Source organism: Roseobacter sp. HKCC-CH-9351 (assembly GCF_037830295.1).
GTDB lineage: Bacteria > Pseudomonadota > Alphaproteobacteria > Rhodobacterales > Rhodobacteraceae > M30B80.
On sequence record NZ_JBBLYM010000001.1, the window covers coordinates 747915 to 773148 of the forward strand.

Annotated in this window: 23 protein-coding genes and 1 pseudogene; 10 read left to right on the forward strand and 14 right to left on the reverse strand. The window is 55.8% G+C overall.

All coding sequences use genetic code 11. From position 1 onward, the window contains the following. Position 1 precedes the first annotated feature (1 nt). Entirely contained in the window at positions 2 to 1450 is a 1449-nt protein-coding gene (locus tag AAC632_RS03855) for a cobyric acid synthase (protein WP_340298024.1), read from the forward strand. Here AAC632_RS03855 and AAC632_RS03860 read toward each other — a convergent pair. Both AAC632_RS03860 and AAC632_RS03865 read right to left on the reverse strand, forming a co-directional pair. Further along, positions 1447 to 2871, reverse strand: a complete 1425-nt coding sequence (locus AAC632_RS03860; protein WP_340298023.1) for a Hint domain-containing protein — start codon at positions 2869 to 2871, stop codon at positions 1447 to 1449. The genes AAC632_RS03855 and AAC632_RS03860 overlap by 4 nt on opposite strands. Further along, positions 2872 to 3003 carry a hypothetical protein gene (locus AAC632_RS03865; RefSeq protein ID WP_340298022.1) on the reverse strand — a complete coding sequence of 44 codons (132 nt, stop codon included), beginning with the start codon at positions 3001 to 3003 and terminating at the stop codon, positions 2872 to 2874. It lies immediately after the preceding gene. Between the two features lie 288 nt (positions 3004 to 3291). On the opposite strand from AAC632_RS03865, the gene dapE reads away from it, so the two are divergent. Next, entirely contained in the window at positions 3292 to 4446 is a 1155-nt protein-coding gene (gene dapE / locus AAC632_RS03870; protein WP_340298021.1) for a succinyl-diaminopimelate desuccinylase, read from the forward strand. A gap of 56 nt (positions 4447 to 4502) precedes the next feature. Beyond that, positions 4503 to 7412 (forward strand): error-prone DNA polymerase, encoded by a 2910-nt coding sequence (locus AAC632_RS03875; RefSeq protein WP_340298020.1) that lies wholly within the window; start codon positions 4503 to 4505, stop codon positions 7410 to 7412. Here the strand turns inward: AAC632_RS03875 and pip are convergent. After that, positions 7407 to 8396, reverse strand: coding sequence for a prolyl aminopeptidase (gene pip / locus AAC632_RS03880; protein ID WP_340298019.1), 990 nt, complete (start codon positions 8394 to 8396; stop codon positions 7407 to 7409). The genes AAC632_RS03875 and pip overlap by 6 nt on opposite strands. A gap of 70 nt (positions 8397 to 8466) precedes the next feature. Between pip and ubiG the strand changes: the two genes are divergently transcribed. After that, positions 8467 to 9210: a bifunctional 2-polyprenyl-6-hydroxyphenol methylase/3-demethylubiquinol 3-O-methyltransferase UbiG gene (ubiG, locus tag AAC632_RS03885; protein WP_340262426.1), complete on the forward strand. Its 744-nt coding sequence runs from the start codon at positions 8467 to 8469 to the stop codon at positions 9208 to 9210. Here ubiG and AAC632_RS03890 read toward each other — a convergent pair. The 3 genes from AAC632_RS03890 to AAC632_RS03900 all read right to left on the reverse strand — a co-directional run bounded on the left by AAC632_RS03890 (position 9207) and on the right by AAC632_RS03900 (position 10757). After that, positions 9207 to 9662: a MarR family winged helix-turn-helix transcriptional regulator gene (locus AAC632_RS03890; RefSeq protein ID WP_317656966.1), complete on the reverse strand. Its 456-nt coding sequence runs from the start codon at positions 9660 to 9662 to the stop codon at positions 9207 to 9209. The genes ubiG and AAC632_RS03890 overlap by 4 nt on opposite strands. A 63-nt stretch (positions 9663 to 9725) precedes the next feature. After that, positions 9726 to 9983 (reverse strand): glutaredoxin 3, encoded by a 258-nt coding sequence (gene grxC / locus AAC632_RS03895; protein ID WP_340298018.1) that lies wholly within the window; start codon positions 9981 to 9983, stop codon positions 9726 to 9728. 18 nt (positions 9984 to 10001) lie between these two features. Next, positions 10002 to 10757, reverse strand: a complete 756-nt coding sequence (locus AAC632_RS03900; RefSeq protein ID WP_340298017.1) for a ComF family protein — start codon at positions 10755 to 10757, stop codon at positions 10002 to 10004. Between the two features lie 44 nt (positions 10758 to 10801). On the opposite strand from AAC632_RS03900, the gene AAC632_RS03905 reads away from it, so the two are divergent. Continuing rightward, positions 10802 to 11650, forward strand: coding sequence for a methyltransferase domain-containing protein (locus AAC632_RS03905; RefSeq protein WP_340298016.1), 849 nt, complete (start codon positions 10802 to 10804; stop codon positions 11648 to 11650). A 69-nt stretch (positions 11651 to 11719) separates the two neighbouring features. Next, a complete protein-coding gene (gene hemH / locus AAC632_RS03910) occupies positions 11720 to 12778 on the forward strand; it encodes a ferrochelatase (protein ID WP_445322656.1) in 1059 nt (352 codons plus the stop codon). Here the strand turns inward: hemH and mutT are convergent. The 3 genes from mutT to AAC632_RS03925 are packed head-to-tail and all read right to left on the reverse strand — an operon-like array spanning position 12775 to position 15282. Next, positions 12775 to 13173, reverse strand: coding sequence for an 8-oxo-dGTP diphosphatase MutT (mutT, locus tag AAC632_RS03915; RefSeq protein WP_340253229.1), 399 nt, complete (start codon positions 13171 to 13173; stop codon positions 12775 to 12777). The two genes, hemH and mutT, sit on opposite strands and share 4 nt — an antisense overlap. After that, positions 13170 to 14429, reverse strand: a complete 1260-nt coding sequence (argJ, locus tag AAC632_RS03920; RefSeq protein ID WP_340298015.1) for a bifunctional glutamate N-acetyltransferase/amino-acid acetyltransferase ArgJ — start codon at positions 14427 to 14429, stop codon at positions 13170 to 13172. The genes mutT and argJ overlap by 4 nt, the downstream gene beginning before the upstream one ends. Positions 14430 to 14451: 22 nt before the next feature. After that, positions 14452 to 15282 carry a peptidylprolyl isomerase gene (locus AAC632_RS03925; protein ID WP_340298014.1) on the reverse strand — a complete coding sequence of 277 codons (831 nt, stop codon included), beginning with the start codon at positions 15280 to 15282 and terminating at the stop codon, positions 14452 to 14454. A gap of 209 nt (positions 15283 to 15491) precedes the next feature. Here AAC632_RS03925 and secA point away from each other — a divergent pair, with 209 nt between their 5' ends. Then, positions 15492 to 18194, forward strand: a complete 2703-nt coding sequence (gene secA / locus AAC632_RS03930; protein WP_340298013.1) for a preprotein translocase subunit SecA — start codon at positions 15492 to 15494, stop codon at positions 18192 to 18194. Between the two features lie 2 nt (positions 18195 to 18196). Here secA and AAC632_RS03935 read toward each other — a convergent pair whose 3' ends face one another. Further along, positions 18197 to 18877, reverse strand: coding sequence for a JAB domain-containing protein (locus AAC632_RS03935; RefSeq protein WP_340298012.1), 681 nt, complete (start codon positions 18875 to 18877; stop codon positions 18197 to 18199). Positions 18878 to 18920: 43 nt separating this feature from the next. Then, a complete protein-coding gene (gene map, locus AAC632_RS03940; RefSeq protein ID WP_340298011.1) occupies positions 18921 to 19748 on the reverse strand; it encodes a type I methionyl aminopeptidase in 828 nt (275 codons plus the stop codon). Positions 19749 to 19875: 127 nt separating this feature from the next. On the opposite strand from map, the gene AAC632_RS03945 reads away from it, so the two are divergent. Both AAC632_RS03945 and AAC632_RS03950 read left to right on the forward strand, forming a co-directional pair. Further along, complete coding sequence (locus AAC632_RS03945) at positions 19876 to 20604, forward strand: competence/damage-inducible protein A (protein WP_340298010.1); 729 nt, start codon at positions 19876 to 19878, stop codon at positions 20602 to 20604. Beyond that, on the forward strand, positions 20561 to 21355 hold the full coding sequence (locus tag AAC632_RS03950) for a GNAT family N-acetyltransferase (RefSeq protein WP_340298009.1): 795 nt from the start codon (positions 20561 to 20563) through the stop codon (positions 21353 to 21355). Before AAC632_RS03945 ends, AAC632_RS03950 begins: the two co-directional genes overlap by 44 nt. An 8-nt stretch (positions 21356 to 21363) precedes the next feature. Here AAC632_RS03950 and AAC632_RS03955 read toward each other — a convergent pair. Together AAC632_RS03955 and dapD are read right to left on the reverse strand one after the other, a co-directional pair. Then, positions 21364 to 22269: pseudogene (locus AAC632_RS03955) on the reverse strand (LysR family transcriptional regulator). A gap of 244 nt (positions 22270 to 22513) precedes the next feature. After that, positions 22514 to 23344, reverse strand: a complete 831-nt coding sequence (gene dapD / locus AAC632_RS03960) for a 2,3,4,5-tetrahydropyridine-2,6-dicarboxylate N-succinyltransferase (RefSeq protein WP_340298007.1) — start codon at positions 23342 to 23344, stop codon at positions 22514 to 22516. A 136-nt stretch (positions 23345 to 23480) separates the two neighbouring features. Between dapD and AAC632_RS03965 the strand changes: the two genes are divergently transcribed. Beyond that, positions 23481 to 24308: an LOG family protein gene (locus AAC632_RS03965; RefSeq protein ID WP_340298006.1), complete on the forward strand. Its 828-nt coding sequence runs from the start codon at positions 23481 to 23483 to the stop codon at positions 24306 to 24308. 11 nt (positions 24309 to 24319) lie between these two features. Here AAC632_RS03965 and mepA read toward each other — a convergent pair whose 3' ends face one another. Further along, on the reverse strand, positions 24320 to 25234 hold the full coding sequence (gene mepA / locus AAC632_RS03970) for a penicillin-insensitive murein endopeptidase (protein ID WP_340298005.1): 915 nt from the start codon (positions 25232 to 25234) through the stop codon (positions 24320 to 24322).

The following is a 25234-nucleotide window of genomic DNA, read 5'->3' on the forward strand; positions in this document are numbered from 1 at the left end:
TATGCCCGCTGTCATGATCCAAGGCACAGGGTCGAATGTGGGCAAATCATTGCTTGTTGCGGGGCTGTGCCGTGCTGCGCGCAAGCGCGGCATCAATGTTGCGCCGTTTAAGCCACAAAATATGTCGAACAATGCGGCTGTCTGCCCTGAAGGGGGCGAGATTGGTCGCGCACAGGCGGTGCAGGCTGAGGCGGCAGGTCTTGCGCCTCATGTTGATATGAACCCTGTTCTGATCAAACCCGAAAGCAGCACAGGCGCGCAGATTGTGGTGCAAGGCGCGCGTCTGACCCGCGCCGAGGCGCAGGATTACCAAGGGTTGAAGCCGCGCCTCTTGGCGGCCGTGCAAGACAGTTTTGCGCGGCTGTCCGCGCAGCATGATCTTGTGATTGTCGAAGGGGCAGGCAGCGCTGCCGAGGTCAATTTGCGTAAAGGTGATATCGCCAATATGGGCTTTGCCTGTGCTGAAAATATCCCCGTGATCCTCGCAGGCGATATTGATCGTGGTGGGGTGATTGCACAGATCGTAGGGACGAAAGCCGTATTGGATGACCAAGATCGCGCTCAAATTGCGGGGTTCTTGATCAACCGCTTTCGGGGTGATCCGCGCCTCTTTGATGAGGGCTATCGCTATATTGCCGAGCAAACAGGATGGCCTGGGTTTGGAGTGGTGCCTTGGTTTGGGGATGCTTGGAAATTACCCGCCGAGGATGGCGTAGATCTGGGCAAAACCCCGACCCATGATGGCGCGTTTCATGTTGCGGCCCTCGCATTTCCACGGATATCAAATTTCGATGATCTTGATCCGATTGCCCAAGATCCCAAGCTGCGCCTCACTTGGGTTGAAGCGGGGCGTGTGATTCCAGCGGATGCTGATTTGGTCATCCTGCCTGGATCAAAAAGCACGCGGGCCGATTTGGAATTTTTGCGCGCGCAGGGTTGGGATGTTGATCTGGCCGCACATCGGCGGCGCGGCGGCGCAATCTTGGGCCTATGTGGCGGCTATCAAATGCTTGGCTGCAGGATCAGCGACCCTGAGGGGCTTGATGGCGCAGTTGGGGTGACTGACGGCTTGGGTCTGTTAGAGATTGAAACCCTCATGCGACCCCAAAAGCGTCTGGCGCTCAGCGCGGCGCACCATGGTCCAACGGGGGCCGCCGTTTCGGGCTATGAAATCCATATGGGCGAAACCTCAGGCCCTGATTGCACCCGTCCCTTCGCTGCTTTGGCCGGTCACCAGGATGGCGCGATAAGTGCCGATGGGCGGGTAATGGGCAGTTACCTGCACGGGCTTTTCCAAGAGGACGGGTTTCGCACCGCGTTCTTCGCGGGTCTTGGTGCCAAGATTAGCACGGGCGGCTATCGGGCGCAGATCGGTGCAGTCTTGGATGATTTGGCACAGCATCTGGAGACGCATTTGGATGTTGATGCCATTTTTGATCTGGCCCGCTAAGCCATCATCGCCCGCGCCTCATAGCTGCGCAGCGGCATCCGCACCAATTCGCCATAACCCGCGCCACAGCTCTCTTGCAGGGCAGGAAAGAGGTCGAACAATTCGGCGCGGATCGCATCATCAAATTCGGGCAAGACCTGATTTCCGGGGTAAAAGCTTTCGGTCAAAAGCCCTTCGGATGTGATGATCTGGTGGTGGTCAAACAGGATGTGAAAATATTCCACATCCCCGCCTTCGCGGCGATAGATCGTGACATCATTGATCAAATCTTTGGCCGCAACCAAGACCTCCTCCTCGCCGAACATTAATTGTGCGCGAATATTGCGCACAAGCACACGGTGTTGGTGCGATAACACCAGCGTGCCGTGAAACCCAAGGCTGCCTTCCTCAATGACAATCGGGGCGTGATTGCCGATCGCGGGCACTTTGCGGCATCCAATCCAACGGATTGGATGCGGGCCATCATCATGGGTTTCGACCATCATACCGACCCTTAGCTTTTCAATCGCAATATCCCCCTCGGTCGTTCTGATTTTTGTGCCGCGGGCAAAGCAAGGCACAGTGGTGATTGTGACAAAGGCGGTGTCGGTGATGCCGTCTGAATTGGTCGCGGTATAGGTGAAATTGCGGATAACTTTGTCACCCTTGGGAAGGGCGGGTGCTGTGACCGACAATTTGCCATCGGGCAAGAGTGTGATCTGATGACCAGAGGCAAGGGTTATTGTTTCCCCCGCGCGAATGTCTTGGCCGTTGATTTGGGTGACAGCCATTGTTGCGCTGTCATTGGCCAAAACATCTAAAGTGCTGGTGGCGCGCTGTGCGATGCGCAGGCTGTCATCAGCACTCAGCGCCATGCCTTGAATACTGCCACCCGCGATGAGGATTGCTGAATCAAGGGTTGGATCACCAACATCGGTGATGCCAATTTTGAGCGTATTGATCGCACCGACCGAGACAGGGAAACTCACGCGAAGCGTGGCGGTGAACCCATCCATTTCGGTATTATAGGTGCCGCTGGCATTGTCGATGTAGAGCGTGCTGTTAGAGTTGTCAGAAACAGAATTGATTGAGGCCAAGGTAAAGACAGGGGACGTGACCTTGGTGCCGTTGATCCAAATGCCGACCTGATCATTGAAAATCGAGCCTGCAAATTCGGGATATTCTTCTGAGGCGAAGGTAAATTGCAGCGACATTTGCGCATTGTCGGGGATAAAATCCACCTCCAAGATGCTTGCGTCATATGTGCGCCGCGCGGCGATGGTTTCAAAATCAGTATCACGCCCGCCGCCCGTTATGCCTGTCGTATCAAGGGATTGGTTGGTGGCCCCTGAGCCATTGGTTAAATCGCTGACAAAGCCCGTATACAGAACAACGCCCGTATCGGATGGGATCAGGCGCGATGAGGTGCTGTCACCCCCCATCTAAATCGCTGACGAGGCATTATTGCCATAATAGCGGGCATCCAGGATGGAAACGTCATCGTGGAAGATGGTATATGCCATTTTGAGCGCAGATGCGCCTGTATTGAGCGCCAGTTCCTGTGCGCTTTCCATACCCCTAGCCCATGCCCCGTGCCAAGGCATGGTAAATTCAGGCAAATCAGGCGCCCCTAAGCACCTTCATGTCCGTCTGATTTACAGCGGATTTTCCGCTCGGCCTGCCTCGGCTTATTGTTATTGGTATGATGCTATCACAAAATTATCTCTATTGTTAATATACTTATGAGATGCGCCCTGTAATTCTTCTGCATATAGTGGTTTGACCAAGATATCGGTTTTCTGTTTGTCTCTTGGCCAAGGGGCGCGTAACCCTAGCGCCTGACGCCTTTGGAGAAATCGGATATGGCCGAAACCCGCCTTGATCCTGTTCTATTGACCGCAGATTTGCTGCGTTGCCCCTCTGTCACGCCAGAGGAGGGCGGCGCATTGGTGCTGTTGCAAACTGTGTTAGAGGCAGCAGGGTTTGAGTGCCGCCGCGTAGATCGAAATGGCACAGCAAATCTTTTTGCGCGCTTTGGGCCCAAAGGTCATGCGCGCAGTTTTGGCTTTAATGGACATACTGATGTTGTGCCAATTGGGGCCGAAGCGGATTGGAGCCACCCGCCCTTTGACGCGGTGCGCGAGGGGGATTGGCTTTATGGGCGTGGCGCGACCGATATGAAATCGGGCGTTGCGGCCTTTGTCGCGGCTGCGGTCGATATGGTGCAAACCGCCCCGCCTGATGGCGCGATTATTCTGGCCATTACGGGCGATGAGGAAGGCCCCGCCACGGATGGAACAGTGGCGCTTTTGGAGTGGATGGAGTCTCAAGGCGAAGCGATGTCGGTTTGCCTTGTGGGCGAGCCGACCTGTCCAGAAACCTTGGGCGATATGATCAAAATCGGGCGGCGCGGGTCAATCAATGCGCAGATTACAGTGGCGGGCAAGCAAGGCCATGTCGCCTATCCGCATAAGGCGCAAAATCCAATGCCTGCCATGGCCGCGCTTGCGGATCGTCTGTCGCGCCATGTTCTGGATGAGGGGACAGCGCATTTTGACCCGTCCAACCTACAAATTACGGCGATTGAGACAGGGAATCCCGCCAGCAATGTGATCCCTGCGCGCAGTGAAATGCGGCTCAACATTCGTTTTAATGATTTGCATTCAGGCGCATCTTTGGATGCATGGTTGCAACGTGAATGCGCCGAAGTTGCGGCTGTGCATGGCGTTCATATTGCCTGCGAAACCCGTATTTCGGGCGAGGCGTTTTTGACCGAGCCTGGCGCGTTCTCTGACCTGATCGCGGCGGCAGTGGCGCAGCAAACTGGACTTCAGCCTATTTTGTCGACCACAGGCGGCACATCGGATGCCCGATTTGTGCAGCGCCATTGCCCCGTGGTGGAATTTGGTCTTGTCGGCCATCGGATGCATGAGGTTGATGAGCGGGTATCTTGTCAAGATATCCAAGGCCTGACCGTGATCTATTCCGACATTTTGCGCCGCTATTTCGAAGGCTAAGGCTGGCCTCAAAAATCCCTCTCGAAAAAAGAACAAAACGTGAATATCTTTGCGGTATGGGATTCGCAGAGCTTGCCGCATTGTCCAATTTTTCTTTTCTTCAGGGTGGATCGCATCCTGAAGAATATGCTGTGCGCGCGGCAGATTTGGGGCTTCATGCTTTGGCGATTGCTGATGTGAATTCGGTTTCGGGCATCGTGCGGGCGCATAGCGAATTGCGCCGTATCGCGCGTGAGATTGCGGCGCGGCGCGCGGCGGATGCTGATTTGCACGGGCCACCGCGCCCCGCCCATATTCCCTCCGCCCCGCGCGCACCAATTTTCACCTGTCCGCGGCTTTTGCCTGCCGCGCGATTGGTTTTCCCTGATGGGCTAGAGATTGTTGCCCTCGCCCGCACGCGGGAAGGTTGGGGAAATCTGTGCCGTATTCTGTCCAAGGGTCAGTTGCGCGCAGAAAAAGGGCAGTGCTTGCTTGCTCTCGAGGATTTGCTGTCGCATGCAGCAGGGCTGGAATTGGTTGTGCTCAGTGATCGAAACGCCCATTTCTTACCGCATCATGCAGGGGCTTGGCATAATGCGCTGCCCCAATTGGCGGCGCGGTTCGCGGGGCATATTTGGCTTGCCCTTAGCCCCTATTATGACGGGCAGGACGCGTTACGTTTTGCCGCGATTGCACGGCGGGCAGAGGTGTTATCCCTGCCGCTTGTGGCCTCTGGTGCGCCGATGATGCATCACGCCCGCCGCCGCCGTTTGGTGGATGTCCTTAGCGCCATTCGCAAAGGCATTCGTTTGGTTGATCTCGGACGTCATGCGCAGGTCAATGCCGAACAGCGGTTGCGCAGCCTGTCGCAGATGCGCCGCTTGTTTCACGATTATCCCCGCGCTCTTGCGGCAACGCGCTTGATCGCGCGGCGCTGCCAGTTTCAACTGGATCAATTGCGCTATGAATACCCATCCGAGATTTCTGATGGCGAAACCCCACAGTCCCGCCTTGAACGATTGGCGTGGAAGGGGCTTGCATGGCGCTATCCAAGGGGTATCCCTGAGCGTGCGCAGACCCTCATGACCCATGAATTGGCGCTGATCGATAAGCTTGGTTATGCGCCCTATTTTTTGACAGTGCATGATATTGTCGGTTTCGCGCGCGGGCGTGGGATTTTGTGTCAAGGGCGCGGGTCTGCGGCCAATTCCATCACGTGTTATGCTTTGGGCGTGACCTCTGTCTCTCCTGAAATTGGCACGATGGTGTTTGAGAGATTTGTCTCAGAGGCTCGTGATGAGCCACCCGATATTGATGTTGATTTCGAGCATGAACGCCGCGAGGAGGTGATCCAATGGATTTACACCCGCTATGGTCGTCACCGTGCAGGGATTTGCGCCACAGTGATCCATTATCGCGGCAAGCGTGCCATTCGTGAAGTTGGCCGCGCAATGGGTTTGAGCGAAGATATCCTATCCGCACTTTCAAGCCAGATTTGGGGATCATGGGGGTCAGGTGAATTGCAGGATGCCCGACTGCGCGAAATCGGTCTTGATCCTGATAACCCCCATTTGCGCTTGGTGATGGATTTGGTGGGCCAGATTATCGGCTTCCCCCGCCATCTCAGCCAGCATGTGGGGGGCTTTGTGATTACCGAAGGGCGGCTTGATGCGCTTGTGCCCATAGAAAATGCCACGATGGAGGATCGCACCATCATCGCATGGGATAAGGATGATATCGACGCCTTGGGCATTTTGAAGGTCGATGTTTTGGCCTTGGGAATGCTCAGTTGTTTGCGCAAATCCTTTGATCTTTTGCGGGGTCATTATGGATGGGATTTTGATATGGCCACCCTGCCCGCCGAGGATGGCCGCGTCTATGATATGCTGTGCAAAGCAGACAGTCTGGGTGTGTTTCAGGTGGAATCGCGCGCGCAGATGAATTTTTTGCCGCGTATGCGCCCACGTTCTTTCTATGATTTGGTGATCCAAGTGGCGATCATCCGACCTGGGCCTATTCAGGGCGATATGGTGCATCCCTTCATTCGCCGCCGCAATGGGGAGGAGGCGGTCGAGTTTCCCTCTGATGCGTTGGGCGCAGTGTTGCGCAAGACCTTGGGCGTGCCCTTGTTTCAAGAACAGGCAATGCAAATCGCAATTGTCGGGGCCAGTTTCACCCCGACCGAGGCCGATGCGCTGCGCCGTGCCTTGGCCACGTTCAAGAAAAAGGGTCATGTCTCTGAATTTCGGGCGCGGTTTTTGCGAGGCATGCAGAATAACGGATATGATCCCGATTTCGCCGCGCGCTGCTTTGCGCAGATCGAAGGGTTTGGCGCCTATGGTTTTCCTGAAAGCCATGCCGCAAGTTTCGCGCTTTTGGTTTATGCCAGCGCATGGATCAAATGCCATTACCCTGCCGTTTTTGCCTGCGCTTTGCTGAACAGCCAACCGATGGGGTTCTATTCGCCTGCACAGATTGTGCGTGATGCACAGGCGCATGGCGTGGAGGTGCGACCTGTCTGTGTCAATCTCAGCGCATGGGATCACACGCTCGAACCAGATGGGACAGGCGCGCTTGCACTAAGATTGGGGCTGCGGCAGATCAGAAGCCTATCCGAGGAGGACGCGCATTGGGTCATTGCCGCGCGTGGCAACGGCTATCTCAGTCCGCGTGATTTATGGCGTCGTGCGGGTCTGTCGCAAAAACCTTTGCGGGCCTTGGCCGAGGCAGATGCTTTTGCCGCGCTTGGGTTTGATCGCCGCGCGGCACTTTGGGAATTGCGCGGGCTTGGCCCTGCACAAGATTTGCCGCTTTTTGCCCGTGACCTTGAGGGCGAGGCGCATAACGAGGCCACGCCAAATTTGCCACAGATGACCGAAGGTGAAGCCGTGATCGAAGATTACGCGAGCCTGCGGTTGACGTTGAAACGTCACCCCGTTGCGTTTTTGCGTGGAAAACTGAGCCCAAATTGGGTGGCGCGCTTATAGGCCGAATTTTGTGGCGTGCTCGCCCACAGATTTCATCACCCGCACCAATTCTTGGCTGATACCAGGCTCAGACAGGGCATGGCCCGCAGCCTTGACCATCTGCAAACGACCTGAAGGCCAACGCGCGGAAAGGCTATAGGCGGATTGGGGCGGACAAATCATGTCATAGCGCCCTTGCACGATCACGCCGTGAATATGGGCGATGCGATGCATATTCTTTAAAATCTGTCCGTCTTCTTCGAGAAAGCCGCGATTGATGAAATAATGGTTCTCAAGCCGCGCGAAGGCGCGGGCGTAATCAGCGGGGCAATCGCCCCCTTGGCCATCGCTTTCGATAGACGCCAGTGCGTTTTCCCATGCGGCCCAAGCCCGCGCATAACGGGTTTCCACCATCATATCGCCTGAGAAAAGGCGGCGGTTATAGGCGGCAATTAAATCGCCACGCTCATCTTCGGGGATCAGCGAAACGAAGCGCTGCCATTGTTCTGGCCAGAATTGACCCGCGCCGCCGCCATAAAACCAATCCAACTCGCGTTGCATCGACAAAAATACACCGCGCAAGGCCAAATAGGCCACAGATTGCGGATGGGTTTGCGCATAGATCAAGGCAAGGGTCGCACCCCAAGAGCCGCCAAATACGGCCCATTTTTCAATGCCAAGTGTGTTGCGGATGCGCTCAATATCTTCGACCAGATGCCATGTGCTGTTGCCTCGGATAGCCGCATGGGGCCGCGAGCGGCCACAACCGCGCTGGTCAAACAGGATAATTCGCCAGACCGAAGGTTCAAAATAGCGCCGCATGGCAGGGCTACACCCGCCGCCTGGGCCGCCATGTAACACCACAACGGCAGGGCCGTTTGGGTTTCCGCATTGCTCCATATAAATCTGGTGACCTTCGCCAACGTCCAACATTCGCTGATCGAACGGGTCGATCGGCGGAAAGAGATGCTGCACTGCGCGCTTTTGGCCCGTGAACTTATCCATAAGCTTCCTATATAGGACGTAAGACCCAACCTAACAGTCCCAAACCCCTTGGCAAGGCTTTGAGCATAGAATGACGGACAAGACTGGCACAATTGACCCTGCGGAAATCGCAAAATTCGAGGCGATGGCCGCCGAATGGTGGGATCCAAACGGGAAATTCCGTCCGCTGCACATGATGAACCCTGTGCGGCTTGACTATATCACGCGCCAGATCGCGGCCGAATTCGGGCGGGATCTAACGGTTGAGCGACCCTTAGAGGGGCTGCGTCTCTTGGATATTGGCTGTGGGGGTGGGCTTCTATCTGAACCCATGGCACGGCTTGGCGCCGATGTGGTGGGTGCAGATGCGGCTGAGCGCAACATTCCTGTGGCACGGGTTCATGCCGAGCAATCAGGCCTGACGATTGATTATCGCCACACAAGCGCTGAGGCCCTTGCCGCAGCAGGTGAGCAATTCGATGTCGTCCTCAATATGGAAGTGGTTGAGCATGTGGCCGATCCGCAGGCCTATTTGACTGCTTGCCATGATTTGCTGAAATCAGGCGGGCTGATGCTGTGCTCAACCATCAACCGCAATCCCAAAAGCTTTGCCATGGCGATTGTGGGCGCGGAATATATCATGCGTTGGCTGCCAAAAGGCACGCATGAATGGTCAAAATTCATCACGCCCGATGAGTTATTCAAAATGATCGAGATTGCAGGGCTGAGGCCCGTGGATCGCAAGGGCTATGTGTTCAATCCGATTTCTTGGGGTTGGTCGATCTCGGATCGCGATTTGTCGGTGAATTACGTCACCGCATCCATTCGCCCCTAACCGCGCAGGTCGGCATCATCTTCAAGGCGCACCCGCATCTCGCGCAAAACAGGCAGGGCTGCGCGAACTTTGGCCGCACCGATGGCTTCGATCGTATCCGACAAAATAGGTGCAATCGCCTGTAGCGCGGCATCGCGCGCGGAACGCCCCGCGGGGCTGATGGTCACAAATTTACGGCGGGCATCGTCCCAATCGGGACGGATATGGATATGTCCCGCCCATTCCAAGCGGTTCAGCGTGTTGGTCATCGCACCACGGGTGACGTGAAACAGCCGCGCAAGCTGAGCAGGTGTGCGCTCCTCATTGGCACGGGCCAAGTGGTTCAGCACAGAAAAATGGCTCAGTTCCATACCTTTTGGCAGCGCCTTGGACAGGCGGTTTCGGGCCAATTGATCAGCCATGAACAATTCGCTGAACAGCGCGATAGAGAGGGGATCACTGGTGTCACTCATGGCGCGGACTAGACCCTATGCCAGCCTTTTGGTGCAAGGGAAATCGTTAAAAACACTAGAAATTTACGCAGAAAGTAATGGATCAAGCTTGCCCTGACGCTCAAGTGCCGCGAGATCATCATAACCGCCTATGTGTTGGTCATTGATAAAGATCTGCGGCACAGTGTGACGACCATGGGCGCGTGCCATCATATCTTGGCGCAGTTTTGGGTCACTGCTGACATCAGTCTCGACAAAGCTGACATCCTTGCTTGCCAAAAGGCGTTTGGCAGCGTGGCAATAGCCGCAAAGTGGGCTTGTGTAGATTTCAATCTGTGCCATCTGCCTGTCTCCTATCTGCTACGCTGCTTTTGTCGCGCGGGCCATAACCAGCACATATATCGGCCCTGCGACGCCCAAGCGCAAGGCGTGGGTTGCAGACCAAAGGGTCGCGCCTGAGGCCATCACATCATCAATCAAAATGACCGCCCGTCCCCGCAACCTTTCACTATGGCGCGGGGTTAGGGCCAGCGCCTCGTCTAAATTGGCAAAACGGGCTTCCGCGCCCAGCCCATCTTGGGAGGCCGTTATGCGCAGACGATATAACGCATCAGGCAGGTAGGTGATTGCGTGTTCAAGGAACTGGGGCGTTCTACAGATATGCTGCGCGAGGAGAGCGGATTGATTGAACCGCCGCTGCAGCAAACGCAACGTGTGTAGGGGGATGGGAACCAGAAGTGGGTTTTGACCAAGCCACTCTTGCGCCTTCTCGGCCATCCAAGAACTGAACGCACGGCAAATATCGGCGCGGTCGCCATGTTTGAGCGCAAGCACAAGCGCGCGTCCTGTCCCCTCATATCGCAGCACGGCGCGGCCTGCATCCCATGGCGGCGGGCGCATGAGACATGCATCACAAAGATCACTCGGCGCAGCCTCCTCGCCAATCAATTCATCGCCGCAGGCGTGACAGCAGGATTTGCCAATAAATTGAGCCTCCGCCCAACAGGGGCCACAAAGACCATAAGGGATTTCAACCCTGTCACCGCAGCGCAGGCAATCAGGTGGAAAGGCCCATGTTTTGGCCCGATCAAGGATTTGCAAACGGGACGCGAACACTTACATAACCCCTCTAAGTTTTCAAAAAGCCTGAGACCATAGTCGTGACTGAACCCCTTCCGCCAAAATTGACCGACCCGCAGGCCTTGGCCCGTGCCCGCGCCCGTGCGCGATTGGATCGGGCTGGGTTCTTGCATGACGAGGTCAAGCTTGAGCTTGAAGAAAGACTGGCAGACGTTAACAGGCGCTTTACCGCGCCCGTTTTGATCGCGCCTTTTGTGGCGTATTGGGCAGATTTTATGCCCGAAGCCGCTCGCGTTCTGCCCCAAGATGACTTGGGCTTGACCGAAGGGGCCCATGATCTGGTGATCCACGCGATGGCGTTGCATTGGGCCGATGATCCCGTGGGGCAACTTGTGCAAGCGGCCCGTGCGCTGAAACCTGATGGGCTGTTTCTCGGGGTGTTTTTTGGCGGTGAAAGCCTGACCGAATTGCGAGATGTTCTGCGCCAAGCCGAAATTGCTGTAATGGGCGGCTTGTCGCCGCGCGTGGCCCCGATGGGGGACTTGCGTGATATGGGCGGGCTCTTGGGGCGTGCGGGTTTTGCCCTGCCTGTGGCCGATACATTGCGCAAAACCATCAGTTATCGAGATATTTTTCACCTGATTGGCGATTTGCGCGATATGGGGGAAACCAATGTGCTTGACGCGCGTCACCGCGCCGCCCCCCCGCGTGATTTATTCACGCGCGCCGATGAGATTTACAAAAAAACTTATCCGTTCGAAGAAAATAGCATCCGATCCACTGTTGAGATCGTATTCCTTTCAGGATGGAAACCAGATGCCAGTCAACAAAAGCCGCTTCGACCTGGATCGGCGCAGGCGAGATTGGCAGACGCGCTTGGCGTGACCGAATTTGATGAAACCGCCCGACCTGTGGAAAACGGGTCGTAAAAGGGTGGCCGTTTTTTGTTGTCTGGGTTAGTCAGGCTGAAGAAAGAAGTGCGATAAAAGATGAATATGATGCAAAACGCGACCGAAGCTGCTCTGCCCCACGCACCCGCTGATCACCCAAAGGTGAAGTTCGGCAAGATTGGTGTGCTTTTGGCAAATTTGGGCACGCCAGATCATTATGATTACTGGTCAATGCGCCGCTATTTGAACGAATTCCTCTCGGATCGCCGCGTGATTGATTACAGCCCGTGGATTTGGCAACCGCTTTTGCAATTGGTGATTTTGACCAAGCGTCCGTTTTCTTCGGGGGCGGCTTATAAATCTATTTGGAATGAAGAGCAGGGCGAAAGCCCGCTGATGACCATTACCAAAGATCAGACCGCAAAGATTAAGTCTGAAATGGCGGCGCTTTATGGCGATCAGGTCGAGGTGGATTTCTGCATGCGGTATGGCAACCCATCGACCAAGTCCAAAGTGGATGAAATGGTTGCAAAAGGTTGCACGAAAATCTTGTTTTTCCCCCTTTATCCTCAATATGCGGGCGCGACTTCAGCCACAGCTTGCGACCAATTCTTTCGCGCACTGACGGATATCAAATGGCAACCGACCGTGCGCACAGTCGAGGCCTATTACGAGCATCCGCTCTATATTGAGGCTTTGGCGCAGTCGGTTGAGCGGGCCTACGCAAAGATTGAAGACCGCCCCGATGTCTTGGTGGCCTCCTATCACGGCGTCCCCAAGCGTTATTTGATGGAGGGCGATCCCTATCATTGCCAGTGCCAAAAAACCTCACGCCTGCTGAAAGAGCGTTTGGGTTGGTCTGACGGTGAGATTGTCACGACATTCCAAAGTCGTTTTGGCCCCGAAGAGTGGCTCAAGCCCTACACAGTCGAAGAAGTGGCGCGGTTGGCCGAAGCGGGCAAGAAAAAGATTGCGGTGATTGCCCCTGCATTCTCGGCCGATTGCATCGAGACTTTGGAAGAGATCAACGAAGAAATCCACGAAAGCTTTGAAGAGGCGGGCGGCGAGCAGTTTACCTATATCCCCTGCCTCAACGATGATGACGCGCATATCAAGGCATTGGTTGCTATCGCGCAGGATCACCTCAAAGGGTGGATTGGCGGCTAAAGCCAGTCGCGCAGGATCGGAATCAAAGGGATATCTGCAGGTGGCATTGGGTAGTCGCGCAAATCTTTTGCGCGGACCCATTTCAGCGCCTGCCCTTCGCGCGATTGCGGGATACCGTCCCATTTGCGGCAGGCAAAGAGCGGCATAAGAAGATGAAATTTCTCGTAGCTGTGGCTGGCAAAGCATAACGGCGCAAGGCAGCTTTGCCACGTTTCAATGCCCAATTCTTCGTGCAATTCTCGGATCAAGGCGGCCTCGGGCGTTTCGCCCTCTTCGACCTTACCGCCTGGAAACTCCCAAAGACCGGCCATGGATTTCCCCTCAGGCCGTTGCGCCAAAAGCACACGGCCCTCGCCATCAATCAAAGCCGCTGCAGAGACAAGCACCGTTTTCATGAGCGATAATCCGCATTGATGCTGATATAGCCATGGGTCAGGTCGCAAGTCCAAACTGTGGCCGCCCCCATGCCAAGGCCCATATCCACGGCGATCCGCAATTCCTGCTGTTTCATATAGGCGGCCCCTTGCTCTTCGCTGTAATCGGGGCTGACCCAGCCATTTTCGGCCACCAAAATATCACCGAACTTGATGGTCAGGCGGTCACGATCTGCGACTGCGCCAGATTTCCCGACCGCCATGACAACACGACCCCAATTTGGATCCTCGCCCGCAGCCGCGGTTTTTACGAGTGGGCTGTTGGCAATCGCGCGGGAAACACGATCTGCATCCGCGTCATTTGCCGCGCCTGTGACCTGCACTTCAATCAGTTTGGTTGCGCCTTCCCCATCGCGCACCAATTGCAAGGCGAGGTCTTTGAGAACCGCCTCAAGGGCCGCATAAAATGCCTTTGCATCTGTGCCGTCCAAATCGGCAATCTGGGGATTGCCTGCCTTGCCTGTCGCGGCAACCATCAAACTGTCCGAGGTTGAGGTGTCGCTGTCCACTGTTACCGCGTTAAAGCTGCGTTTGGTGGCTTGCGATAACATGGATTGCAGCGCGCCACGCGAAATCGCGGCATCGGTAAAGACATAGGCCAACATTGTGGCCATATCTGGTGCGATCATGCCCGAGCCTTTGGCAAAGCCCGCGATTTTCACCTCATGGCCTGAGAGGGTCAGGGTTTCTGTCGCGCCTTTGGGGAAAGTGTCGGTGGTCATAATCGCCCGCGCCGCACCATCTGCCCCGTCAGCATCCAGTTTGCCCGCCAATTCCGCCAAGATATGCGTAATTTTTTCGGGGGCGAAGGGCTCACCAATCACCCCCGTTGACGCGCTGAACACATGAGCGGCTGGAATACCCAAAACACGGCCCGCCTCGGCGGTTACCGCCTCGACCGTTTGATCGCCTGCGCGGCCTGTAAAGGCGTTGGAATTTCCGGAATTTACAACAATTCCAAAGCCTTGATCGCTGCTTTTCCCCAAAGCGGTCAACTTGCGCTCACAATCGAGGACAGGTGCGGAGCGCGTGGAGGATCGTGTAAAGACACCTGCGACTGACGCCCCTGCACAAATCTCGACCAACATGACATCGGTGCGGTTTTGATACCGCACCCCCGCCGCGCCACTGGCAAAGCGCACCCCATCAATGCGGGGCAACGCAGGAAACCCACCTTTTGGGGCGAGGGGGGAGACAGGAAGTGGGGCTTTTGCCATGATCGGGCCTATGTGAGAGGGGTTACTGTGTCAAAAGATCAATGTTGCGGATGAGGCTCATGTCAATCTCAACCTCTGGCCGCGCGATCTCGGCCGCTTCGGTCAATTCCGCAAGATAGGCGTCAACGCGCTGACGGCGCAGTTCTTCCTCAAGATCGGCGCGCACATCTTCTAGCGCGGGGGGCGCACTGATGCGCGACTCGTTCAGTTTCACAACATGCCAACCAAATTGGGTTTGGACAGGCGCGGAAATTTCCCCCGCCTCTAGGCTTGCTACGGCAGTTTCAAATTCTGGCACCATCATGCCCGTGCCGAACCACCCCAAAGCGCCGCCATTTGGGCCAGAGGGGCCTGTTGAGAATTCTTGCGCCAAAGCAACAAAATCAGCGCCGTCATTCAATTGATCAATCAGGCTTTGCGCCTCTTCTTCGGTTGCGACCAGAATATGGCTTGCATTCCATTCCAGATCACCGCCTGCATCTGCGAAATTTGCGTCATAGAGGGCTTGGACATCCGCATCTGCGATTGTGTCAAAGGCAATCGCATCAATGGCGACACTGGCCAAAAACGCACGATCTTCGTTTTCCATGGTCAGTTTGGTGCGCGCGTCTTCCGAGCCGCGTAGCGAGTCTGCGACAACCTCCTGTTGGATCAGCTGATCCAACATTCCATTATAAAGAACCTCGTCTGGCAATTCTTGATATTGCGCGGGCAGCATCGTGCGCATTGCAATCAAATGACCCAAAGTGATATCGGTGCCGTTGACCGTTGCCAAGACCGTGCTGGCGTCTTGCGCCGCGACCGGGGCTGCGAGGGAGAGGGAAATTGCGGCGGAGACAAGCAGGCGTTTCATAGAACAGTCCTTTTATTACGGGCGTAATCCTTCGCGCCCACGTTGACAGGCCAAAAGCGGGCGCTTATGTCCCATTGCGGTTGGGGACGTTGGCACAGCTTCCTTGATGGGTCTTCTAGACCGCCGCGCGGATGCAAACAACCCGAGCGGAGATCACATTCTATTGGGTCTGCCACAGCGTGGATCAATTCTGACATAAGGCGTTTTGCATGCTTGGGCTTGGATCTATCGCAAAGAAGATTTTTGGCAGTTCAAATGATCGATTGGTCAAGGCTCAAAGGCCGCTTATTGCAAAGATCAACGCACTTGAGCCTGAGTTCGTCGCCCTCGATGATGCAGGGCTGATAGCTAAAACCGAAGAACTTCGCCAGCGCCACGCCAATGGTGAGAGCCTTGATGCGCTATTGCCCGAGGCCTTTGCGAATTGCCGCGAAGCCGCCAAGCGCGCTTTGGGTTTGCGCGCCTTTGATGTGCAGTTGATGGGCGGCATTTTCCTTCACCATGGGAATATTGCCGAGATGAAGACAGGCGAAGGGAAAACTTTGGTTGCGACCTTTCCCGCCTATCTCAACGCTCTGAGTGGCGAAGGTGTGCATGTTGTCACTGTGAACGATTACCTTGCACGGCGAGATGCGGAATGGATGAGCAAGGTTTTCGCCGCGCTTGGCATGACAACGGGTGTGGTTTATCCGCGCCAGCCCGAAGCCGAAAAGCGCGAGGCTTATGCCGCCGACATCACCTATGCGACCAATAATGAGCTTGGGTTTGATTATTTGCGTGACAATATGCGCGGGTCGCTGCCTGAGATGGCGCAACGCGGTCACAATTTCGCGATTGTGGACGAGGTCGACTCGATCCTCATCGATGAGGCGCGCACGCCATTGATCATTTCTGGCCCATCTCAAGATCGTTCCGATCTTTATGTGGCGATTGACAAGGTGATCCCTGAGCTGACCGAAGATCACTACACGCTGGACGAGAAAACGCGAAACGCGACCTTGACCGAGGAAGGCAATGACTTTCTTGAGCAGCGCCTTGCCGAAGCGGGCCTCTTGCCTGAAGGGCAAAGCCTCTATGACCCTGAAAGCACATCGCTTGTGCATCACGCGACCTGCGCGTTGCGGGCGCATAAGGTGTATCTAAAAGATCGCGATTATCTGTTGCGCGGTGACGAGGTGGTCTTGGTCGATGAATTCACGGGCCGTATGATGCCAGGTCGGCGCCTGTCTGATGGTCTGCATCAGGCCATCGAAGCCAAGGAAAGCGTTGCTATCCAACCTGAGAATGTGACCTTGGCTTCGGTGACATTCCAAAATTACTTCCGCCTCTACAAAAAATTGGGTGGCATGACGGGCACAGCGGCAACTGAGGCCGAAGAATTTTTTGAAATTTACAAACTTGGCGTTGTTGAGGTTCCAACCAACCGCCCTGTGGCGCGGATTGATGACCATGATCAAGTCTATCGCACCGCCGCCGAGAAATATAAGGCCATCGTAGAGTCGATCCGCGAAGCGTATGAAAAGGGCCAACCTGTTTTGGTCGGCACAACCTCGATTGAGAAATCCGAGATGCTGAGTGGCCTTTTGACCAAGGCAAAGTTGCCGCATAATGTTTTGAACGCGCGTCAGCATGAGCAGGAAGCGCAGATTGTGGCAGATGCGGGCAAATTGGGCGCGATCACTATTGCGACCAATATGGCGGGGCGCGGCACCGATATTAAACTGGGCGGCAATGTCGAGTTGAAGGTGATGGATGCCATCGCCGCAAATCCTGATGCTGACCCTGAAAAACTGCGCGCTGAAATTGAAGAAACCCACAAAGCCGATGAAGAGGCCGTGAAGGCCGCAGGTGGTCTGTATGTTCTGGCAACAGAGCGTCATGAAAGCCGCCGTATCGACAACCAGTTGCGCGGTCGTTCGGGCCGTCAGGGCGATCCGGGTCGTTCAGCGTTTTACCTATCGCTCGAAGATGATCTGATGCGGATTTTTGGATCAGAACGTCTTGAAAAGATGTTGACCACGCTCGGTCTGGCCGAGGGTGAGGCAATTGTGCATCCTTGGGTCAACAAATCCTTGGAGCGCGCGCAGGCCAAGGTTGAAGGGCGCAACTTCGACATCCGCAAGCAGTTGCTGAAATTCGATGATGTGATGAATGAACAGCGCAAAGTCATCTTTGGCCAGCGCATGGACATTATGGCCTCCGATGATATCGAGGATATCGTCAAGGATATGCGCTATGAGGTGATCACTGATATGGTCGACACTTATATGCCGCCGCGATCCTATGCAGATCAGTGGGATGTTGAGGCGATGGCACAGGCTTGCCGCGAGACATTGTCACTCGATCCTCCGATCCCAGCATGGGCCGAAGAAGACGGCGTGGATCAGGATGTGGTGATTGAACGGCTTGAGGAAGCCGCCGATAAATTCATGAATGACAAAGCCACTGCCTTTGGTGCCGAGCAGATGCGCAATATTGAAAAACAGGTATTGTTGCAGACAATCGACCAGAAATGGCGCGATCACCTATTGAAATTGGAACATTTGCGTTCGGTCGTGGCATTCCGTGGTTATGCGCAGCGTGATCCTTTGAACGAATATAAATCCGAGGCGTTTCAATTGTTCGAGGGCCTGTTGGATGGGCTTCGTCAGGAAGTGACGCAGAAACTTGGCCGCATCCAACCGCTCAGCCCCGAGCAGCAGGCAGAATTGATCCGTCAATTGCAGGCACAGGCCGCAGCGCAGCAGCAAGCCGCCTTGAAAGCCGCGGATGAGGCTGAAGCGAAAGCAAGCGGTGATGATACAGGCTTTGATGAGACGCGTCCTGAAACATGGGGCAATCTTGGCCGCAATGATGCCTGCCCCTGTGGATCGGGAAAGAAGTTCAAGCATTGTCACGGGCGTTTGGCCTGATTTTAAATCAGACCCTCCGCGCGAAAGCTAACCTCGCCGCTTGGCGTGATGATGATGTGGTCATGCGGGGTCAGACCCATCATTTTGCTTGCCTCGCCCAACTGTCGGGTCAGGGCAATATCGCCTGTGCTTGGGGTCGGGTCGCCTGACGGATGATTATGAACCACCACTAGTACCGAGGCGCTCATCTCAAGCGCGCGCTTGATAACTTCGCGGGGATAGAAGGGCGCGTGATCCACGGTGCCGCGGCTGTGCTGCTCATCGGCGATGAGGCGGTTTTTGCGGTTAAGGTAGAAAACCCGCACCTCCCCAACATCACGGTGCGCCATGGTTGCGCGGCAATAATCCATCACCGTTTGCCATGAGCCCAAGATCGGGCGGTCATCAAGCTGTTTGCGGGTAATCGTTTCCGCCACAGCCTGCGTTAGGCGTAAATGGGCAATCGTATCTTCGGTCATATGGCTGACGGATTTCAGGCGTTGGTCACTGGCGCAAAGAACGCGTGCAAGGCTGCCATGTTGTCGTAACAGCGTGGCCGCCATCCGCGCAGAGGGTGCGTTTGGAGCCGCCGCCGCCAATAGCCGCGCGAGAAGATCATGCTGTGCGGCATCAACCGCAACCCTGCGCAATTTCGGCAGGGGCGCGGTGCGGCTATGGGCAAGGGTCAACTCGGGCTTTGTCATGCCCGCACCATCCATCAGAATGGTTAATCAGCGATTAAACGCGTCAGCGCCACGTGGGGTGGAATTTCCCACAGTGTGACAGGGTGAAAATTTCAAACCCGTCCGCTGTCACGCCAACCGAATGTTCAAACTGTGCGGACAGGGATTTATCCCGTGTCACAGCTGTCCATTCATCTGCCAAAACTTTGGTTTCGGGACGGCCAAGGTTCACCATGGGCTCAATGGTGAAGAACATCCCCTCTTCCAAGACGGGGCCTGTGCCCGCGCGGCCATAATGAAGAACATTTGGTGGTGCGTGAAAGACCTGACCCAACCCATGACCGCAGAAATCACGCACCACGCTCATGCGATTGGCTTCGACATAGGTTTGAATCGCATGGCCAATATCCCCGAACGTGGCCCCAGGACGCACGATTTCAATCCCTTTGAAGAGGGCGTCATGGGTCACTTGGATCAGGCGTTCTGCTTTGCGGTTCAGATTGCCTGCCACATACATGCGGCTTGTGTCGCCAAACCACCCATCCACGATGACGGTCACATCAATGTTCAGGATGTCCCCATCCTTAAGGGTTTTGGGGCTGGGGATGCCGTGGCAGACCACATGGTTCACCGAGATGCAGCTTGCGTGTTTATACCCACGATATCCGATGGTCGCAGATTTCGCGCCCGCCGCATTGACCATATCCTCAATCGCTTGATCTAAGGCTTCGGTCGTGACGCCTGGCTCTACCATGGGCGCGATGTCGTCAAGAATGCGCGCGGCCAGTGCGCCCGCTACATGCATCCCAGCAAAGCCTGCATCATCGTGAATGCGAATTCCGTCTTTGGTCACGCGGCCTTTGAAATCGTCCAAAACATCTGCTCCTGTCATCTCGCACCAGATTACGGTTTTTGGCGCTTGAATTCTAGCCAAGCCCGCCACGCGATGACGCGTTGCGGCATGACAGGGCTTGGCCTATACCGCAGGCAGGGTGCATGACAAGTGGGGGGTTCTCAAAATGGCACAACCAACCGCAGCGATGTTGGTGATCGGGGATGAAATCCTATCGGGACGCACACGCGATGCGAATATGCACCATTTGGCCAATGAATTGACCGCAAAAGGGATTGCGCTGAAGGAGGTGCGCATCGTCTCTGATGATCATCCGGGCATTGTTGAGGCCCTCAATGCGCTGCGCGGGTCTTATGATCATGTGTTCAGCTCTGGCGGTATTGGGCCAACTCATGACGACATCACCGCTGATGCGGTTGCGGGGGCTTTTGGCGTGCATATTGATGTGCGGGCGGATGCGCGGGCCTTGTTGCAAGCCCATTATGATGCCCGCGGGCAAGAGTTAAACGAAGCCCGCCTGCGCATGGCGCGTATTCCTGATGGCGCGGCTTTGATCGACAATCCCGTCTCCACCGCACCCGGGTTTCAGATCGAAAATGTCTATGTGATGGCGGGGGTGCCTTCGGTCTTTCAGGCGATGGTGGCTTCGGTCATGCCGCGCTTGACAGGTGGCGCGCCCTTGATCAGTCACAGCATCCGCCTAGAGATGGGTGAAGGCGATATTGCAGGGCCATTGGGCCAAATTGCTGCCCAATTCCCCGATGTTTCAATCGGCTCTTACCCCTATCAATTGAACGGGGTGTACGGGGCAAATATCGTGCTGCGCAGTTCTGATGAGGGGATGCTTCAACGTGCCATCGCAGAAATGGCGCGCGCTTTTCCGCAGGGCGTTTGATATGGGCGCGGCCTGTTCCGACATGCTGCCTGATGAGGGCCGTTTGTTTATGGCGTTAGATGCCACTTGGCCCACCAAAACTTACCAAACTGATGGGCTTTTGACCTTTCGTGAGGGGGCAGGCGGCGGCAGTCGTGTATCTGCGGCCAGTTGGGACGGCCAAGATGCGCCCGATGAGACAACGCTCAACAAGGCCGAGGCCCGTATGCAGGCTATGGGGCAGCCGCGCTTATTTATTATTCGCGAAAGCCAATCCGCTTTGGATGCCGCCCTTGGGGCGCGTGGCTATCAGGTCAAAGATCCCGTATGGTTTTACGCGATGGATCTGCGCGGGCGGGATCTGTCTGCGCTGTCTGAGTGCTTTGCTCTTTGGCCGCCCTTGGCCGCGCAAGCGGCAATTTGGGCTGATGGCGGGATAGGGCCCGCGCGCCTAGAGGTGATGGCGCGGGCGCCCACCCCGAAAACCACAGTTTTTGCGCGGCAGCAGGATCGCATTGCAGCGACTGGCTTTATCGCCTGTGATGGAGATATCGCCATGCTGCATGCGGTCGAAACCGCCCAATCGGCCCGCCGTCAGGGCGTGGGGCGGCGTGTTATGTGGCAAATGGCGCATTGGGCGCAGGCGGAAGGGGCGCAGTGGTTAACACTTGTGACGACCAAGGCCAATCAAGCGGCAAATGGGCTTTATCAATCCATGGGCTTCGAGGTGGTCAGTGCTTATCACTATCGAATCCACCCCGAAGATGCATGAGAGATTGATCACCAATCCATTGGGCCTTTGTCTTTGAACTGATCAACCAGAAAATCAATGAAGGCGCGCAATTTGGGCTGTGTATAGCACCCAGGTGGGTAGACTGCGTGCAGGCTTTTTAGTTCCATTGGCAGATGTGGCATCGCTTCTTCCACTTCGCCTGCCCGCAGCGCCTCGCCGAAGAGGAAGCTTGGCAAAAAGGCGATACCAAAACCGCCGATTGCCGCTTTCAACAAGGCTTGCCCATCATTGACGGTCAATGCGCCTGGGGAGCGCACAAAACGCCGCTCCCCTGATGGGGCCAAGAGTTTCCAAACATTTCCCTGCGCTTCATTCGAGAAGTGCAGCAAGCGATGTTCATTGAGGTCTTCAATCCGTTCGGGATGACCATGTGCCGCGAAATAGGCAGGGGATCCAATCATGCGCATTGTGGTGTCACAGATACGGCGGGCTTTGAGTGTGCTGTCCTCCATCTCACCCATGCGAATAGCGACATCAAACCCCTCTGAAATCAGTTCTACATGACGATTCTCCAAAACCATGCTCACGGACACTTGCGGATAGGCTTTGAGGAAACCGCCAATGAGGGGCGAGAGATGACCAGACCCAAAATCAGTGGGGACGGTCACGCGTTACAGCCCCGATGGTGCAGACTGCATAGAGGAGACCATCGCATCTGTATCGCCCGCATCATTGAGAACGCGACAGGCGCGGTCATAATAGGCTAGACCGATCTCGGTCGGGCTGACGCGGCGGGTGGTGCGATTCAAAAGCCGCGCACCCAAACGGGATTCGAGCGATGAAATATGCTTGGACACGGCGGATTTCGAGATACCCATCTTACGCGCCGCATCGGTGAAGCCGCCTTGGTTCACAACCATTGCGAAGGCTTCCATTTCGGTCAATCTGTCCATCTTTCGTCCTTTGGGCATTGTTCGACTTCCCTCGCAGCATCGTTTCCAAATGGGGCGCTATTGGGGAAAGGAACGGACTAAAGGCGGGAATTATGAGGGAGTGTTGAGGGCAAAAAGGCAAATTTGGGCGCAATTTCCGTGATTTGCCGCAATCCTGCCGATTTTGTTGCCGCATCGTTAACAGTTGCCACAAAAAACGGGCCGCGCCTGCGACCCGTTTTGAATGTGATACCTGCTTCGCGATTTAGTCCCGCAGCAACTCGTTGATACCCGTTTTAGAGCGGGTTTTCTCATCAACGCGTTTTACGATGACAGCACAGTAGAGGTTGATCCCGTTCTTTGAGGGCATAGAGCCTGCAACAACCACTGAATAAGGTGGAACCTCACCGTAAAAGACTTCGCCTGTTTCGCGATCCACGATCTTGGTGGATTGGCCGATGAAGACGCCCATCCCCAAAACCGAGCCTTCACGCACGATCACGCCCTCGACCACCTCGGAGCGCGCCCCGATAAAGCAGTTATCTTCGATGATGGTGGGGCCTGCCTGCATTGGCTCCAAAACGCCGCCAATACCTACGCCGCCCGACAGATGGACATTCTTGCCAATCTGGGCGCATGACCCGACCGTGGCCCATGTATCAACCATCGTGCCGCTGTCGACATAGGCGCCAAGGTTTACGAAGGACGGCATCAGAACAACGCCCGGCGCGATATAGGCAGACCGGCGCACAATACAATTTGGAACTGCACGGAAGCCTGCGGATTTCCAATCGCTGTCTGACCAGTCCTTCCACTTGCTGTCGACCTTATCCCACCAACTGCCGCCTTGAGGGCTGCCCGATTGCATTTCCATATCCTTCAGACGGAAGCCCAAAAGAACGGCTTTCTTTGCCCATTGATTGACATGCCATGTGCCATCACCCCCGCGCTCTGCAACGCGCAAGCTGCCTTGGTCGAGGGCGCTGAGGGTTTCTTCAATCGCATCACGGGTTTCGCCAGTGGTTGCAGGCGTGATGCTGTCGCGCGCTTCCCACGCGGCTTCAATCGCCGTTTCCAGTTTCTGAATATCGGTCATAAGCTTTATCCTTAGCTCGGGCTGTTTGACAGGCGCTATAGCGCCAAGGGGGACTTTGCGCAACGCGCCGCCCTCTGGCCGCATGGTGCGAATATTGGTATGAGATAAATATGGCCAGAACAGGGGGAGACAAGCGATGAGCAGCAAGAAACATCTGATGCGGGATGCAGGTTTGGATCTGCGCGAAGCCGACCTCACGCCAGACACGCCACAAACCCAAAGTCCCGCCTATAGGCTTGCCTTCGCAGACCCAGATTTTCTGTGTCAGTACGCGCTGCGCCCTGTGCGCCTTCAGCTTGAGCTTTTAAAGACCGAAATGGGGATGGATGCAGAAGGCATTCGGTCAACCATTGTTCTGTTTGGCGGTGCGCGCATTCCTGCGCCTGACGCCACAGACGGCAAACCCCCCGCGATTGCGGCAATGGCTCGTTATTACGAGGAGGCCCGCCGTTTTGCCTATCAAATCACACAGCGCGGTGCCCGTGGTGAGAATGTCATTGTCACGGGCGGTGGCCCGGGCGTGATGGAGGCGGGCAATCGCGGCGCGCATGAGGCGGGCGGTGTTTCTGTTGGGCTTAATATCGTGCTGCCCCACGAGCAGGCCCCTAATGCTTATGTCACACCTGAGTTGAGCTTTAATTTTCACTATTTTGCCATTCGCAAAATGCATTTCCTGCTGCGCGCGCGTGCGCTTGCGATTTTTCCAGGCGGTTTTGGCACGATGGATGAGCTTTTCGAAAGCCTGACCTTGATCCAAACAGGGCGAATGGAGCAGGTGCCCGTGCTGCTGTTTGGCCGAGATTATTGGACGCGCCTTGTCGATTGGGACATGCTGGTCGAGATCGGTACGATTTCACCTGAGGATCTCGACCTCTTCCGCTTCGTGGAAACCGCGGAAGAGGCGTTAGACGTCATCGACACATGGCCCCTATCAGGACGGCGCGCCGGCATTCCAGGCCGTTAAGGTTTCGGGCGCTACAACTGACTGATTGCCTGACATTGCGCAGGCAAATCACCAAGCCTCAGGGCGCGGCGTGGTGCGGGATCAGGCGCATCGGGGTCAGGGGGCGGCGGGTTCAAAATATTGTTGACCCAAGCCTGCGCATCCGCGCAGCCATCCCCCACAGGAGGCGCATCTTGCGCCTCGCAATCGCTTGCGCCAAGCGGGCAGTTTAGGCGCAAATGGATATGGTAGTGATGGCCAAACCACGGCCGGATTTTCCGCAGATAGCTGCGATCCCCTGTCTCATTTTCGCACATCCAGACCTTTGCGGCTGGAAAGACGAAAATGCGCGACACGCGCGGATCACTGGCGGCAAGGCGGATCAGCGTGGCGTGTTCCTCCGTCCAATTTTCATTCACGGCTGCCCCGCGTTGCGCCTGCATCGAAATAGAGGACAGGTTTTCACGCGCGGCTTGGGATAGGTTCAGATTGCGCGCGGGCAAGAGCCAGATATCCGCATCAAGCCCCGATTGATGGCTGGCATGGCCTGACAGCATAGGCCCGCCGCGCGGCTGGCTCATATCGCCAATATATAGACCGCTCCAAGAGGTTGCAGCCGCCATTCTTACGCTTAGGTCTTGGACGAACGTCACTGTGTCAGGGTGGGCCCAGTTGCGATTGCGCGACAGGCGCATTGCCTGCCACGTCGGCCCTGTTTCGGCCAGTTGCACGGCCCCTGCCACGCATCCGCCTGCATAGGCGCCGAACACATTTGCGGTTGTTGTGGTGGGCGTTGGCAGATTGCCAAAGACAAGCCGTGCTTCGCGGCTCAGATCGGCACTTGAGAGTGTCACCTGCGGCAGATCATTGGCCACAGGCGGTGCGCTTGGGGCGCAGGCCGTAATGGCGATGAGACACAAACCTATAGAGGCGATATATTTGCGCAT